The 14338-nt window shown below is 67.3% G+C and carries 12 protein-coding genes; 6 read left to right on the top strand and 6 right to left on the bottom strand.

What is annotated here, in order from left to right; genetic code table 11:
• Positions 1-5 precede the first annotated feature (5 nt).
• A complete protein-coding gene (locus AWC02_RS12705; protein ID WP_085129106.1) occupies positions 6-869 on the top strand; it encodes an Fpg/Nei family DNA glycosylase in 864 nt (287 codons plus the stop codon).
• 48 nt (positions 870-917) lie between these two features.
• Positions 918-1667 carry an SDR family oxidoreductase gene (locus AWC02_RS12700; protein ID WP_085129105.1) on the top strand — a complete coding sequence of 250 codons (750 nt, stop codon included), beginning with the start codon at positions 918-920 and terminating at the stop codon, positions 1665-1667.
• 28 nt (positions 1668-1695) lie between these two features.
• Here AWC02_RS12700 and cysW read toward each other — a convergent pair whose 3' ends face one another.
• The 4 genes from cysW to AWC02_RS12680 form a co-directional block, all read right to left on the bottom strand.
• Complete coding sequence (gene cysW / locus AWC02_RS12695) at positions 1696-2526, bottom strand: sulfate ABC transporter permease subunit CysW (protein WP_085129104.1); 831 nt, start codon at positions 2524-2526, stop codon at positions 1696-1698.
• Positions 2523-3410, bottom strand: coding sequence for an ABC transporter permease (locus AWC02_RS12690; protein ID WP_109560990.1), 888 nt, complete (start codon positions 3408-3410; stop codon positions 2523-2525). Before AWC02_RS12690 ends, cysW begins: the two co-directional genes overlap by 4 nt.
• A gap of 579 nt (positions 3411-3989) precedes the next feature.
• Complete coding sequence (gene pgi, locus AWC02_RS12685; protein ID WP_085129103.1) at positions 3990-5654, bottom strand: glucose-6-phosphate isomerase; 1665 nt, start codon at positions 5652-5654, stop codon at positions 3990-3992.
• A gap of 176 nt (positions 5655-5830) precedes the next feature.
• Entirely contained in the window at positions 5831-6094 is a 264-nt protein-coding gene (locus AWC02_RS12680) for a chorismate mutase (protein ID WP_085129102.1), read from the bottom strand.
• Positions 6095-6344: 250 nt separating this feature from the next.
• Between AWC02_RS12680 and pcrA the strand changes: the two genes are divergently transcribed.
• On the top strand, positions 6345-8663 hold the full coding sequence (gene pcrA, locus AWC02_RS12675) for a DNA helicase PcrA (RefSeq protein WP_085129101.1): 2319 nt from the start codon (positions 6345-6347) through the stop codon (positions 8661-8663).
• Between the two features lie 114 nt (positions 8664-8777).
• Here pcrA and AWC02_RS12670 read toward each other — a convergent pair whose 3' ends face one another.
• Together AWC02_RS12670 and AWC02_RS12665 are read right to left on the bottom strand one after the other, a co-directional pair.
• Complete coding sequence (locus tag AWC02_RS12670) at positions 8778-9323, bottom strand: hypothetical protein (RefSeq protein WP_085129100.1); 546 nt, start codon at positions 9321-9323, stop codon at positions 8778-8780.
• 9 nt (positions 9324-9332) lie between these two features.
• Positions 9333-10355, bottom strand: a complete 1023-nt coding sequence (locus tag AWC02_RS12665; protein ID WP_085129099.1) for a M23 family metallopeptidase — start codon at positions 10353-10355, stop codon at positions 9333-9335.
• Between the two features lie 270 nt (positions 10356-10625).
• Between AWC02_RS12665 and sucC the strand changes: the two genes are divergently transcribed.
• From sucC to AWC02_RS12650, 3 genes are all read left to right on the top strand, one after another.
• On the top strand, positions 10626-11801 hold the full coding sequence (gene sucC / locus AWC02_RS12660; RefSeq protein WP_046320253.1) for an ADP-forming succinate--CoA ligase subunit beta: 1176 nt from the start codon (positions 10626-10628) through the stop codon (positions 11799-11801).
• Between the two features lie 2 nt (positions 11802-11803).
• Positions 11804-12706, top strand: coding sequence for a succinate--CoA ligase subunit alpha (gene sucD, locus AWC02_RS12655; protein WP_085129098.1), 903 nt, complete (start codon positions 11804-11806; stop codon positions 12704-12706).
• Positions 12707-12803: 97 nt separating this feature from the next.
• Positions 12804-14336, top strand: coding sequence for an acetyl-CoA acetyltransferase (locus AWC02_RS12650; RefSeq protein WP_085129097.1), 1533 nt, complete (start codon positions 12804-12806; stop codon positions 14334-14336).
• Positions 14337-14338: the final 2 nt, after the last annotated feature.

Raw genomic sequence — 14338 nt, 5'->3', positions numbered from 1 at the left:
ACAGCATGCCGGAGCTGCCCGAGGTCGAAGCGCTCGCCGATCATCTGCGCCGGCACGCCGTCGGCAACGGCATCGGCCGGATCGATGTCGCGGCGCTGTCGGTGCTCAAAACCTTCGACCCGCCGCCATCGGCGTTGCACGGCCAGGTGGTTACCGGTGCGCACCGGTGGGGCAAGTATCTGGGGTTGCAGGCCGGGGAGCTGTTCCTGATCGCGCATCTGTCGCGGGCGGGGTGGCTGCGCTGGTCGGATCAGTTGGCGGCTGCCCCGCTGCGGCCGGGCAAGGGACCGATCGCGCTACGGGTGCACCTGGGTGTCCCGGGGCAGGCCCCCGGTTTCGACCTGACCGAGGCCGGAACGCAGAAGCGGCTGGCGGTCTGGCTGGTCGACGACCCGGCGAAGGTACCGGGTATCGCCACCCTGGGGCCGGATGCGCTGGCGATCGATGCCGAAGACCTGGCCCGGCTACTGGCCGGCCAGACCGGTCGCATCAAAAACGTCCTCACCGATCAGAAGGTGATCGCCGGGATCGGCAACGCCTACAGCGACGAGATCCTGCACACCGCGCGGCTGTCGCCGTTTTCAACTGCCGGCAAGCTGTCCACCGATCAGCTGACCGCATTACACGAGGCCATGCACGCCGTGCTGGCCGATGCGGTCACCCGCTCAGTGGGGCAGCAGGCTGCCACGCTGAAGGGTGAAAAGCGCTCCGGTCTGCGGGTGCACGCCCGAACGGGTCTGCCGTGCCCGGTCTGCGCCGACACGGTTCGGGAAATATCTTTTGCCGATAAGTCATTTCAGTACTGTCCGACCTGCCAAACCGGTGGAAAGGTGCTGGCCGACCGCCGGATGTCGCGACTGCTCAAGTAAGGGCCCGACCAATTCCGCACCGCCGGCGAGCGCCGTTAAGCTGCCCTGATGACCCGTCAGAGAATCCTGATCACCGGTGCCAGTTCGGGCCTCGGTGCGGGCATGGCCCGCGCGTTCGCGGCGCGTGGTCGTGACCTTGCCCTGTGCGCCCGCCGGACCGACCGGCTCGAAGAACTCAAAGCCGAACTGACAGCGCAGTTCCCGGGAATCACCGTCGCGGTGGCCGCACTCGATGTGAACGACCACGACGAAATCCCGAAGGTGTTCGGGCAGTTCGCCGCGGAACTGGGCGGAATCGACCGGGTCATCGTCAATGCCGGTATCGGCAAAGGGGCCCGGCTGGGCTCGGGCAAGCTGTGGGCCAACAAGGCGACCATCGAGACGAACCTGGTCGCCGCCCTGGTGCAGATCGAGACCGCGCTCGAGATGTTCACATCCGCCGGCGGCGGCCACCTGGTGCTGATCTCCTCAGTGCTGGGCAACAAGGGTGTCCCCGGGGTCAAGGCGGCCTACGCCGCCAGCAAGGCCGGGGTGTCGTCGCTGGGCGAATCGCTGCGCGCGGAGTATGCGAAGGGCCCGATCAGGGTCACCGTGCTGGAACCGGGCTACATCGAATCGGAGATGACCGCCAGAACGGCGTCCACTCCGTTGATGGTGGACAACGAGTCCGGGGTCAAGGCCATGGTGCGCGCCATCGAACGCGAGACCGGCCGGGCTGTGGTCCCGTCCTGGCCGTGGATGCCGCTGGTGTGGCTGCTGCGCCGGTTGCCTCCGCGCTACACCAAGCGCTTCTCCTGATCTGCCGCCGGGCGCCGCGGCGAGCGAATCAGTGGACCGCCCGGTCCAGAGCCTTGGCCTGCTTGCGGTAGAGCAGCAGGGCAGCCTTGGCGGCCAAGAAGGCTACGGCGACGCCCATCAGCAACGTGGACACCGCGTAGGCGCCGTACTCGGCACCGCGGTGGTAGCGGTCGTTGGCCAGCAACGTCAAGGTCTGAGACTGTCCCGGCAGGTTCGACGAGACCATGATGACCGCACCGAACTCGCCGAGGGTGCGAGCGGTGGTCAGCACAATGCCGTAGGTCAAACCCCAGCGGATCGATGGCAGCGTGACCCGCCAAAGAGTCTGCCATGCAGTGGATCCCAGTGTTGCGGCGGCCTGCTCCTGTTCCACTCCGACCTCCACGAGCACCGGCTGGACTTCGCGCACCACGAACGGCAGCGTGACGAAGATGCTCGCCAGGACCATGCCGGGCAGCCCGAAGATAATCTTGAATCCGAGACTGCTCTCGACGAAGCCCAAGGCCCCCGATGATCCCCACAATGCGATCAGTGCGACACCGACGATGATGGGGGAGACCGCGAAGGGCAGGTCGAGAATCGCCTGAAGGATGGAACGTCCACGAAAACGATTGCGCACCAGAAGGATCGCCGTCGATACCCCGAAAAGGGCATTTAGTGGCACCACGATGATCACCAGAAGCAGTGACAGGTTCAGCGCCGAAACGGCCGCCGGAGTGCTCACCCATGCCCAAAAATGACCCAGCCCCGGCTCGAATGTCCGATAGAGAATCACCGACACCGGAGCGATGAGCATTATGCCGACATAGCCCAGAACAGCGCACCGGAGGAGGTGGCGTTTGCTAGGCCGGGACGTCACTCGGCCTCCTCCTCGCGCTTGGCCGCCCGCCCGCCCACCGCCCGCAGCAGCACCAGCACGGCGAACGAGATCGCCAACAACACGATCGATATGGCCGCAGCGCTGGTGTGGTCGTCGTTTTCGACCAGCGCGCGGATCCACTGCGACGACACTTCGGTCTTGCCCGGAATCGCGCCGCCGATCGTCACCACCGAACCGAATTCGGCGACGCACCGCGAGAACGCGAGTCCGGCACCGGTCAGCAGCACCGGCTGCAGCGACGGCAGCACAACCGTCGTGAACACGGTAAGGCGCGAGGCGCCCAGTGCTGCGGCGGCTTCCTCGACATCGCGATCGATTTCCAAGAGCACCGGCTGAACGGCGCGGACGACCAGCGGCAATGTGACGAAGGCCAGCGCCATAGCCACTCCGGGTGGAGTGTGCTGCAGATGAATACCGATCGGGCTGGAGCTGCCGTACAAGGCGAGCATCACCAGGCTGGTGACGATGGTCGGCAGTGCAAAAGGGAGGTCGATCAGCGCATCGATCACGCCTTTAAAGGCGAAGTCGTCGCGTACCAACACCCAGGCGGTCGCCAGGCCGAACACCACGTCCAGCACCGTCACCAGGACCGCAATCGTCAATGTGACGCGGAAAGATTCGAGGGCCGCGTGGGAGGTCACCGCCAGCCGGAAGCCCTGCCATCCCTTACCGCCTGCTTTCCAGGCGATGGCGAGCAACGGCAGAAGCACGATCACCGACAGCCACAACGTCGTCACGCCGATGCGAAGCGGTGTGACCAGGCCTCGGCGGCCAGCGGTGCCCCCAATGGGTGCGGCGGCCTCCGGGCGTGGCGAGGCGGCCGGGATGTGCTGAGCCGGCTCCAGCGCGGGCTTGACAGTCATCGGGTGAACCCCAAAGAAGAATGCATGGCTGGCCTCCCCATATCAATGCCTGGTGATTCGTCACCGGTCACCAAAGTGGTGACTACCGGGAATGAGCTGGTCGCGGAAGGGTCAGCGACAACAGTGCAGGCAACGCGCGGCGCCGCGGGTGACGGCATCGCGGTCGCGGCCCAACGCCACCGAGGGGCGTCGCCGAGCTGGGGTTGGCAGCTGCATGCGGCGTAGCCTAAAAAACGTCGATCCCGAAATCTCTGTCGTGGTGCGATGGTTTATCGATCGGTGGTCAGCCGGCGCGGCCCGCCTCGCCGTTGCGGAGGCGTCAGTCGTTAGCTCAGCGAGCAACGGCACCTTTCTCCAGGGATGCTGGAGCCGACCGCGCGGGCCCACGCGGGGAAACTCCTTCACCAGGTACGTATTCGCCGCGGTTTCACTCCTGCGGGCGGCGGTCCGTGCCACGGTGATGCGCACCGATGGCGGAGTGCCGACACTGTCCCCGCGCTGAGCCGGCGGCGGACCCGGGTACCCCGGCAGCGCCGGCCCGCCGAAAAAGTCACGGTGAGAGAAAGCCGCGGGACGGTCCTAGGTGGCGCGACCGCGCGCCGCGCGGTAGCGGCGCACCAGCGCGTCCGTGGAGCTGTCGGTCTGGCGCTGCGGGGCGGCGTCGCCGGTGATCACCGGAAGCAGTGCCTTGGCCTGCGCCTTGCCCAGCTCCACACCCCACTGGTCGAACGAATCGATGCCCCACACCACGCCCTCGGTGAACACCTGATGCTCGTAGAGCGCGATCAGCTGGCCCAGCACCGAAGGGGTCAGCCGGGTCGCCAGGATCGAGGTGGTGGGACGATTTCCCGGCATAACCTTGTGCGGCACGACATCTGCGGGGGTTCCCTCGGCTGCGATCTCCTGCGCGCTCTTGCCGAATGCCAGCACCTGGGTTTGGGCGAAGAAGTTGCTCATCAGCAGGTCGTGCATGCTGCCCGACCCGTCTGCGGTGGCCAAGTCGTCGACGGGTTGCGAGAAGCCGATGAAGTCGGCCGGCACCAGACGGGTCCCCTGGTGCAGCAATTGGTAGAACGCGTGCTGCCCGTTGGTTCCCGGCTCGCCCCAATAGATTTCACCGGTATCGGTGCTGACCGGTGTGCCGTCGGCCCGGGTGGACTTGCCATTGGACTCCATGGTGAGCTGCTGCAGGTAGGCGGCGAAGCGGTCCAAGTCGTTGGAGTAGGGCAGCACGGCACGAGACTGTGCGCCGAAGAAGTTGGAGTACCACAACGCGATCAGTCCCAGCAGCGCCGGTGCATTGGATTCCAGTGGCGCAGTGCGGAAATGTTCGTCGACGATATGAAAGCCCGACAGGAACTCGGCGAAGCGCTCCCGGCCGATCACCGCCATCACCGACAGCCCTATCGCCGAATCCACTGAGTACCGTCCGCCGACCCAGTCCCAGAAGCCGAACATGTTGGCGGTGTCGATACCGAACTCTGCGACCCGCGCCTCGTGGGTGGAGACCGCCACGAAGTGCCGGGCGACGGCGTCGTCGCCCAGCGCATCGGTGAGCCAGCGCCGGGCAGCGGTGGCGTTGGTCAGGGTCTCCAGTGTCGAGAATGTCTTGGAGGCGACGATGAACAGCGTGCTGGCCGGGTCCAGGCCGGCGAGCTTCGCGGTCAGGTCGGCAGGGTCGACATTGGAGACGAAGCGGGCCGAGATACCGGCGTCGGCGTAGTGCCGCAGCGCCCGGTCGACCATGACCGGACCCAGGTCGGATCCACCGATGCCGATGTTGACGACGGTGCGGATGCGTTCGCCGGTGGCGCCGGTCCATTCGCCGCCGCGCAGCCGATCGGTGAAATCGCCCATGGCGTCCAGCACTGCGTGGACATCGGCCACCACATCCTGGCCGTCGACGCTCAGCGCGGCATCACGCGGGAGCCGCAACGCGGTGTGCAGCACGGCCCGGTCCTCGGAGGTGTTGATGTGTTCTCCGGCGAACATCGCGTCGCGCCGGTCCTCCAGGCCGGCCGTGCGGGCCAGCTCGAGCAGCAGCCGGATGGTCTCGCCGGTGATCCGGTTCTTGCTGTAGTCGATATAGAGGTCGCCGACGGTCACGGTGAATGTGGTGCCACGGTCGGGATCGTCGGCGAAGAACTGCCGCAGGTGCGTCTCGCCGATCTGCCGATGGTGCTTGCGCAACGCGTCCCAGGCCGGTGTGGCAGAGATGTCGGCGATCTGCTGGACGGAGCTCATTCTCCGACATTAGCGGCGACCGCTAGCGCGGCGGAGCCGGGCGCGGCGGGTCGGCGGAGGTTCCCGCGGCGACCGCTGGCGCGGCGGAGCCGGGCGCGGCGGGTCGGCGGAGGTTCCCGTGGCGACCGCTGGCGCGGCGGAGCCGGGCGCGGGGTAGCGGAGCCGGGCGCGGGGTACTAGTGACCGAGCCGGCCGCGGCCCAACCGCAGCAGCAGCATGGCCAGGTCCTTGCCGTCCTCACCGAGTTCGCTGTAGCGCTCCAGCACCTTCATCTCCCGGCTGTGCACCAGGCGGGTACCGCCGGAGGCCATCCGGAGTTTGCCGATCTCCTGGGCCACTTCGGTGCGGCGCTTGACTGCGGCCAGGATCTCGGCGTCGAGCCGGTCGATCTCGTGGCGCAGTTCCTCGATGTCGGGCAGCTGTTGGGATTGGGCAGACATGATCTGGACTCCAGGTTCTCGCTGTTGGGTGGTTTCTGGTCCCATTCGGCGATCCGGCCTCACACAACAGACGAGGCCCCGGGCCGGCGAAGCGGACCGCGGGGCGCAGGCGTTGCGCTTAAACCACGGGCACCGCTGTTCGGTACCCGTAGAAAAATCGACGCCGCGTGTCGAGCACGAACCGAGTGTGCCACTAACGGCAGTGCCAGCGCAAAGACTGTCGCCCGGCGGCGGTACGTTGGGGGACGCTATGACCTTGCACGCCAGTCCGCACACCGACCATCTCCTCGAGGGCCTCAACCCGCAGCAGCGCCGGGCCGTGTTGCATGAGGGCTCTCCGCTGCTGATCGTGGCAGGCGCAGGTTCGGGCAAGACGGCGGTGCTTACCCGGCGTATCGCCTACCTGCTGGCCGCTCGGGACGTCGGGGTGGGACAGATCCTGGCCATCACCTTCACCAACAAGGCCGCCGCCGAGATGCGCGAGCGAGTGTCGAGCCTGGTGGGCCCCCGGGCCCGGGTGATGTGGGTGTCGACGTTCCACTCCACCTGCGTGCGGATCCTGCGCAACCAGGCCTCGGTGGTCCCCGGCCTGAACTCCAACTTCTCGATCTATGACGCCGACGACTCGCGGCGGCTGCTGCTGATGATCGGCCGCGACATGGGCCTCGACGTCAAACGGCACTCGCCGCGGCTGCTGGCCAATGCCATCTCCAACCTGAAGAACGAACTGATCGACCCGGACCGGGCGCTGGCCGACCTCACCGAGGATTCCGACGAACTGAGCCGGGTGGTGGCCGCCGTCTACGCCGAGTACCAGCGTCGGCTGCGTTCGGCCAACGCCCTGGACTTCGATGACCTCATCGGTGAGACGGTCGCGATATTGCAGGCCTTCCCGGAGATCGCCCAGCACTATCGCCGCAGGTTCCGGCACATCCTGGTCGACGAGTACCAGGACACCAACCATGCCCAGTACATGTTGGTGCGCGAACTCGCCGGTCACGGACCGCAGGCCGGCGAGGGCAACTCCGAACTGCCGCCCGCCGAACTGTGCGTGGTCGGCGACGCCGATCAGTCGATCTACGCCTTCCGCGGCGCCACCATCCGCAACATCGAGGATTTCGAACGCGACTATCCCGACGCGACCACCATTCTGCTGGAGCAGAACTACCGCTCGACGCAGAACATTCTCTCGGCGGCCAACGCGCTGATCGCCTGCAACTCCGGGCGCCGGGAGAAGCGACTGTGGACCGACGCCGGCGACGGCGAACTGATCGTCGGTTACGTCGCCGACAACGAGCATGACGAGGCGCGGTTCGTCGCGCAGGAGATCGACGCCCTGACCGATGCCGGCACCATCAACTACAGCGACGTGGCGGTGTTCTACCGCACCAACAACTCGTCGCGGTCGCTGGAAGAGGTATTCATCCGCAGCGGCATCCCGTACAAGGTCGTCGGCGGTGTGCGCTTCTACGAACGCAAAGAGATCCGCGACATCATCGCCTACCTGCGGGTGCTGGACAATCCCGGCGACGCGGTGAGCCTGCGACGCATCCTCAACACCCCGCGCCGGGGTATCGGGGACCGCGCGGAGGCGTGTGTGGCGGTGCATGCGGAGAACACCGGCATGGGATTCGCGGCCGCACTGGCAGCCGCCGCCGAGGGTTCCGTACCGATGCTCAACAGCCGCTCGCAGAACGCCATCGCCGCTTTCGTCGCGATGCTCGAGGAGTTGCGGGCGCATCTGAACACCTGCGACGACGATCTGGGCTCGCTGGTGGAGCTGGTGCTCGACCGGACCGGTTACCGCAAGGAACTGGAGGTCTCGACCGACCCGCAGGATCTGGCTCGGTTGGACAACATCAACGAATTGGTCAGTGTCGCACACGAATTCAGCATCGACCGGGCCAACGCGCTCGCCGAACAGGACGGCACCGTCGAGGAGGACGTGCCCGACGTCGGTGTGCTGGCGGCGTTCCTGGAACGGGTTTCGCTGATCGCCGACACCGACGAGATTCCCGAACACGGGGCCGGGATGGTCACTTTGATGACCTTGCACACCGCCAAGGGGCTGGAGTTCCCGGTGGTTTTCGTGGTCGGCTGGGAGGACGGCATGTTCCCGCACATGCGTTCGCTGGGGGATGCCCGCGAGCTGTCCGAGGAACGCCGGCTGGCCTACGTCGGTCTGACCAGGGCGCGCCAACGGCTGTACCTGAGCCGGGCCAAGGTGCGCTCGTCGTGGGGCCAGCCGATGCTGAACCCGGAATCGCGATTCCTGCGGGAGATCCCGCAGCACCTCATCGACTGGCGGCGTACCGAGGCCAGCGTCGCGCCGAGCGCACCGGTCAGCGGAGCCGGCCGGTTCGGCACGCCGCGGCCTGCGCCGAGCCGATCGGGCAACCGGCCGCTGCTGGTGCTGGCGCCGGGGGACCGGGTGTCGCACGACAAGTACGGCCTGGGCCGGGTGGAGGAAGTCTCCGGGGTGGGCGAGTCCGCCATGTCACTGATCGACTTCGGCAGCTCCGGGCGGGTCAAACTGATGCACAACCACGCCCCGGTGACCAAGCTTTAGCGGCGATCGCAAGCGCGGCGGAGCCGGGCGCCGCGGGTCGCCGCCAACGATCGAGCGGCGATCGCAAGCGCGGCGGAGCCGGGCGCCGCGGGTCGCCGCCAACGATCGAGCGGCTCAGATCCCGAACAACCAGCGTCGGGTGGCCGGCTGCAGTGCCGCGGCGATGGTGGCCAGCTGGAACACCGGGATGACGTGCACGATGGCCGGCACCCGGGCTCCCGCCAGGAACAGGCTCCCGAACGTCAACAGGGCGACCACCATCCCGACCGCGATCAGCAAGCGGCCCAGCGGGCGCCGGAGCAGCAGCATGATCACTCCGGAAACCGTGGTGCCACCGAACACCAGGGTCAGGAAGCCCACCGCGACGCAGAACAGCCGGTCGGTGTGCCACCAGCTGGCGATGAGGTCGGTGGACACCACCGAGGTGGCCCAGCAGGCGAGCAACGCCAGTACGCAGGTGCCGATCGCGGCGGCTGCGCTGGGGTAGCGCGGGGACGGCGACGGCGCCGGTCCGGGCTGGATCACCGGAGGTATCGGCTGCGCGCCGGTCACGATCGGAATGGCACCGGTGGGTGCCCGGCGGATGATGCGGCTGGGCGAACCAGTCGGAGGTTGAGGAGCAGGGGTCGCGCCGGCAGCGGGCTGGTGGCGGTCGCTCACTCTTCCAGGTTAGGCGAAATTGATCCCGCGTTTGGCGAGCCAGGAAGTCGGGTCGATGCGGGTGGTGCCGTTCTGCAGCACCTCGAAGTGCAGGTGCGGGCCGGTCGAGTAACCGCGGTTGCCCATCTCGGCGATCTGGTCGCCCGCCATCACGCGCTCACCGACGCTGACCAGTGAGCGGTTGATGTGGCCGTAGAGGGTCACGGTGCCGTCGGAGTGGCGCAGCTTGACGAGCATGCCGTAGCCGCCGCTGGGGCCCGACTCGATGACCACACCGTCCGAAGCCGCCAGGATCGGAGTCCCGATCGCGTTGGCGATGTCGATACCGGCGTGCAGCACACCCCAGCGGTAGCCGAAGTTTGACGTGAACGCGCCCTGGGTGGGTGCCACGAACAGCGGGCGCTGCAGCCGGGCCTCGCGCTCGGCGCGTTCCTGCGCGAACGCCATCCCCTTGGCCAGCTCTTCGTTGTGCACGACGACGTTCGAGGCGGCTTTGACCGTGATCATCTGCAAGCCGTGGCTGGAGGTGGTTGTGGTCCCGTCGTTGAGGGCCGTATTGCTGGCCGCCAGCACGGCGGGCCGGGCGACGGGGTCTCCCGAAGGGTGGGTGGCGGCGTGTGCCGCAGCGGCGGCAGCGCCGGCCGCCATGGCCGCGATCATGACGCGGCTCTTGACGGCACTGGTGGGCTGACTGCGGTGCCTGCCGCGGCGCGCGGGCCGCGGGGCCGCCTGCTCCGGGTGGTAATAGCCCTGGTCAGGGTAGCCCTCGGGGGGCATAACCAGCCGCAGGACGGGCATGTTGTCGGTGTCGGTGAGGTCGTCCAGCTCGGGGGCCAGCAGCACCTCGGACATCTCGTCGAAACCGTCGTCGACCGCCTCGGCGGACCAGTCGGCTACCGGGGACCAGTCGAATTCGTTGAACGCAATGATGTCGGTGACCTCGGCCGGGCCTGGCACCGAAGACCGCGCGCCGTTTCTACGACGGGGAGCAGGTCCCCCGGAAACCGGACGCATCGGTACACCGTGCTGCATCAGCCTGGAAATTCCTCTGGTCGTGATCAGAACGTTATAAACAGCTGGACCTGGTGACCGTAACCACTCCTGTCGGAGCCTGGCAAGCTATCGGTCAAATACGCGTGGGAATGTGAACCTAATCACGTTTTTTCCGCGGTGAGATGTGCCACAGCAGCGGTAGGCGAGGAGGGAACCTCGCCGCAGGCTCGATACAGTGCCTCGGGAGCTAGATCTCTGACAATCCGACAGCGCCGGCTTGCCGGCGACCCGCAATAAGACAGTGAGCCCATGGATCTTTTCGAGTATCAGGCGAAGGAGCTGTTCGCCAAGCACAACGTGCCCACCACCCCCGGTCGGGTAACCACCTCGGCCGAGGATGCCAAGGCCATCGCCACCGAGATCGGTCGGCCGGTCATGGTGAAGGCGCAGGTCAAGGTCGGCGGCCGTGGCAAGGCCGGTGGCGTCAAGTACGCCGCCACCCCGGACGACGCGTTCACGCATGCGCAGAACATCCTCGGCCTGGACATCAAGGGCCACGTGGTCAAGAAGCTGCTGGTGGCCGAGGCGAGCGACATCGCCGAGGAGTACTACATCTCCTTCCTGCTCGACCGCTCCAACCGCACCTACCTGGCCATGTGCTCGGTCGAGGGCGGCATGGAGATCGAAGAGGTCGCCGCCACTAAGCCGGAGCGGCTGGCCAAGGTGCCCGTCGACGCGGTCAAGGGCGTCGACCTGGCGTTCGCCCGCTCGATCGCCGAGCAGGGGCACCTGCCCGCTGAGGTGCTCGACGCCGCCGCGGTGACGATTCAAAAGCTGTGGGAGGTCTTCGTCGCCGAAGACGCCACCCTGGTCGAGGTCAACCCGCTGGTGCGCACCCCGGACGACCAGATCCTGGCCCTGGACGGCAAGGTCACCCTGGACGGCAACGCCGAGTTCCGCCAGCCCGGCCACGCCGAGTTCGCCGACCTCGACGCCACCGACCCGCTGGAGATCAAGGCCAAGCAGCACGACCTGAACTACGTCAAGCTCGACGGCGAGGTCGGCATCATCGGCAACGGTGCGGGCCTGGTCATGTCCACGCTGGACGTCACCGCCTACGCCGGTGAGAAGCACGGCGGCGTGAAGCCGGCCAACTTCCTCGACATCGGCGGCGGCGCCTCCGCGGAGGTGATGGCCGCCGGTCTGGACGTCATCCTGGGTGACTCGCAGGTCAAGAGCGTCTTCGTCAACGTCTTCGGTGGCATCACCGCGTGCGACGCGGTGGCCAACGGCATCGTGTCGGCGCTGGAGATTCTCGGCGACGCCGCGACCAAGCCGCTCGTGGTGCGTCTGGACGGCAACAACGTCGAGGAGGGCCGGGCGATCCTGGCCAAGGCCAACCACCCGCTGGTGACCGTCGTCCCCACCATGGACGAGGCCGCTGACAAGGCCGCGGAGCTGGCCAACGCTGGAAAGGACGCGTAAGCATGTCGATCTTTGTCAACAAGGACAGCAAGGTCATCGTCCAGGGCATCACCGGTGCGGAGGCCACCAAGCACACCGCGCGGATGCTGGCCGCCGGCACCCAGATCGTCGGCGGGGTCAACGCCCGCAAGGCCGGCACCACGGTCGGGCACAAGGACTCCGACGGCAACGACGTCGAGCTGCCGGTGTTCGGCAGCGTGGCTGAGGCGATGGAGAAGACCGGCGCTGACGTGTCGATCGCGTTCGTGCCGCCGAAGTTCGCCAAAGACGCGATGATCGAGGCCATCGACGCCGAGATTCCGCTGCTGGTCGTCATCACCGAGGGCATCCCGGTGCAGGACAGCGCCTACGCGTGGGCCTACAACGTCGACAAGGGCACCAAGACCCGCATCATCGGGCCGAACTGTCCGGGCATCATCACCCCCGGCGAGTGCCTGGTCGGTATCACCCCGGCCAACATCAGCGGCAGCGGCCCGATCGGGCTGGTGTCCAAGTCGGGCACCTTGACCTACCAGATGATGTTCGAGCTGCGGGACTTCGGGTTCTCCACCGCCATCGGCATCGGCGGCGACCCGGTCATCGGCACCACCCACATCGACGCCATCGAGGCGTTCGAGGCAGACCCCGACACCAAGGTCATCGTGATGATCGGTGAGATCGGTGGCGACGCCGAGGAGCGGGCCGCCGACTACATCAAGGCCAACGTCACCAAGCCGGTCGTCGGCTACGTGGCGGGCTTCACCGCGCCGGAGGGCAAGACCATGGGCCACGCCGGTGCCATCGTGTCGGGCTCCTCGGGCACCGCGGCCGCCAAGCAGGAAGCGCTGGAGGCCGCCGGGGTGAAGGTCGGCAAGACGCCGTCGGCCACCGCGGCGCTGGCTCGGCAGATCCTCGAGAGCCTGTAGCAGTTTCTGCTGAGCAGACGTGAAAGCCCCCATTTCAGCCCCTGAATTGGGGGCTTTCGCGTCTGCTCGCCTCTGCTCGCCTTAGGAAGGTAAAACCATGAGCATTGATCCCCGCACTCCCGTCGTGGTGGGTGTCGGCCAGGCTGCTGAGCGCCTCGACGACGCCGACTACCGGGCGATGTCGCCGGTGCAGCTGGCCGCAGCCGCGGCGCAGGCAGCATTGGCCGACTGCGGGGCGAGCTCAGAGCAGGTCGCGTCGGCGATCGACGCGGTGGTGGCCACCCGCCAGTTCGAGATCTCGATTCCGAAAGCTCCTGCGCCGCTGGGCAAGTCCAACAACTTCCCGCGCTCTGTTGCGCGTCTGATCGGCGCGGAGCCGGCACGAGCGGTTCTGGACAAGGTGGGTGGTCAGGGGCCCCAGGCGCTACTCACCGAATTCGGCGGCGAGATCGCCGCGGGCGCCTGTGACGTGGTGCTGCTGTGCGGATCCGACGCGACGTCGACCCTGCGTCACTTCGCCAAGGCAGACGACAAGCCGGATTTCAGCGAGACCGTCGAGGGTCAGCTCGAGGACCGCGGCTACGGCCTGGAGGAGTTCGTCGAGCGCTACACGGTCTTGCACGGCCTGACCAGTCCGGCGGTGCAGTACGGCCTGTTGGAGAACGCCCGGCGGGCCCGGCTGGGTCGCAGCACCGCCGACTATCTGCAGGCCATGGGGGAGCTGTTCGCCCCGATGACCAAGATCGCCGCCAAGAACCCGTTCTCGGCCTCGCCGGTGGAGCGTTCGGTCGATCAACTGACCACCATCAGCGCCGAGAACCGGATGATCTGCGACCCCTACCCACGGCTGCTGGTGGCGCGCGACCAGGTCAACCAGGGCGCAGCGGTGCTGCTGATGTCGGTGGAGGCCGCTCGGCGCCTGGGCGTGCCCGAAGACCGCTGGGTGTACCTGCACGGGCATGCCGCGCTGCGTTCGCAGCGTCTGCTGGATCGCCCCGATCTGAGTGCCTATCCGGCGGCGGTGACAGCCACAACCGAGGCGCTTGAGATGGCGGGCATCGGCTTCGACGATGTGGCGGCCATGGACCTCTACAGCTGCTTCCCGGTGCCGGTCTTCGCCCTGTGCGACGCCTTCGGTCTGTCCGCCGACGACCCGCGCGGCCTGACCCTGACCGGCGGCCTGCCCTTCTTCGGCGGCGCCGGCAACAACTATTCGATGCACGCGATCGCCGAGGCCGTCGCCTTCGCTCGCAGTGCCCCAGGGCAATTCGCCTATGTGGGTGCCAACGGCGGCATGATGAGCAAGTACGCGGCCGGGGTGTACTCGACTACCGCGGTGCCGTGGACGCCAGATCGCAGCGCCGAATTGCAGGCCCAGATCGATGCCGCGCCGGCGGTCCCCGTCGTCGAGCGCGCCGAAGGACCGGCCACCATCGAGACCTACAGCGTTCGCTACGACTGGGAGACCCGCACCGGGATCGTCATCGGCCGCCTGGATGGCGACGGCAGCCGGTTCCTGGCGACGACCGAGGACGAAGACCTGGTGGCCTTGTTGTCCGACGGCGAGCCGCTGGGTGCCGCGGTGACCGTGCACGCCTTCGACTACGGCAACCGCTGCTCCCTGCGCTGACG

This window comes from Mycolicibacter engbaekii (assembly GCF_002101585.1).
Taxonomy (GTDB): Bacteria; Actinomycetota; Actinomycetes; order Mycobacteriales; family Mycobacteriaceae; genus Mycobacterium; species Mycobacterium engbaekii.
The sequence above is the reverse complement of the archived record's forward strand: the minus strand, read 5'-3'. Positions and strand labels throughout refer to the sequence as shown.

What these genes read in the sequence shown, in the direction of transcription:
- pcrA (WP_085129101.1), top strand. Translation starts at nt 6,345, where the DNA reads ATGACCTTGCACGCCAGTCCGCACACCGACCATCTCCTCGAGGGCCTC.
- AWC02_RS12680 (WP_085129102.1), bottom strand. Translation starts at nt 6,094, where the DNA reads ATGTCTGCCCAATCCCAACAGCTGCCCGACATCGAGGAACTGCGCCAC.
- AWC02_RS12690 (WP_109560990.1), bottom strand. Translation starts at nt 3,410, where the DNA reads ATGACTGTCAAGCCCGCGCTGGAGCCGGCTCAGCACATCCCGGCCGCC.
- AWC02_RS12650 (WP_085129097.1), top strand. Translation starts at nt 12,804, where the DNA reads ATGAGCATTGATCCCCGCACTCCCGTCGTGGTGGGTGTCGGCCAGGCT.
- sucD (WP_085129098.1), top strand. Translation starts at nt 11,804, where the DNA reads ATGTCGATCTTTGTCAACAAGGACAGCAAGGTCATCGTCCAGGGCATC.
- AWC02_RS12700 (WP_085129105.1), top strand. Translation starts at nt 918, where the DNA reads ATGACCCGTCAGAGAATCCTGATCACCGGTGCCAGTTCGGGCCTCGGT.
- sucC (WP_046320253.1), top strand. Translation starts at nt 10,626, where the DNA reads ATGGATCTTTTCGAGTATCAGGCGAAGGAGCTGTTCGCCAAGCACAAC.
- AWC02_RS12705 (WP_085129106.1), top strand. Translation starts at nt 6, where the DNA reads ATGCCGGAGCTGCCCGAGGTCGAAGCGCTCGCCGATCATCTGCGCCGG.
- pgi (WP_085129103.1), bottom strand. Translation starts at nt 5,654, where the DNA reads ATGAGCTCCGTCCAGCAGATCGCCGACATCTCTGCCACACCGGCCTGG.
- AWC02_RS12665 (WP_085129099.1), bottom strand. Translation starts at nt 10,355, where the DNA reads ATGCAGCACGGTGTACCGATGCGTCCGGTTTCCGGGGGACCTGCTCCC.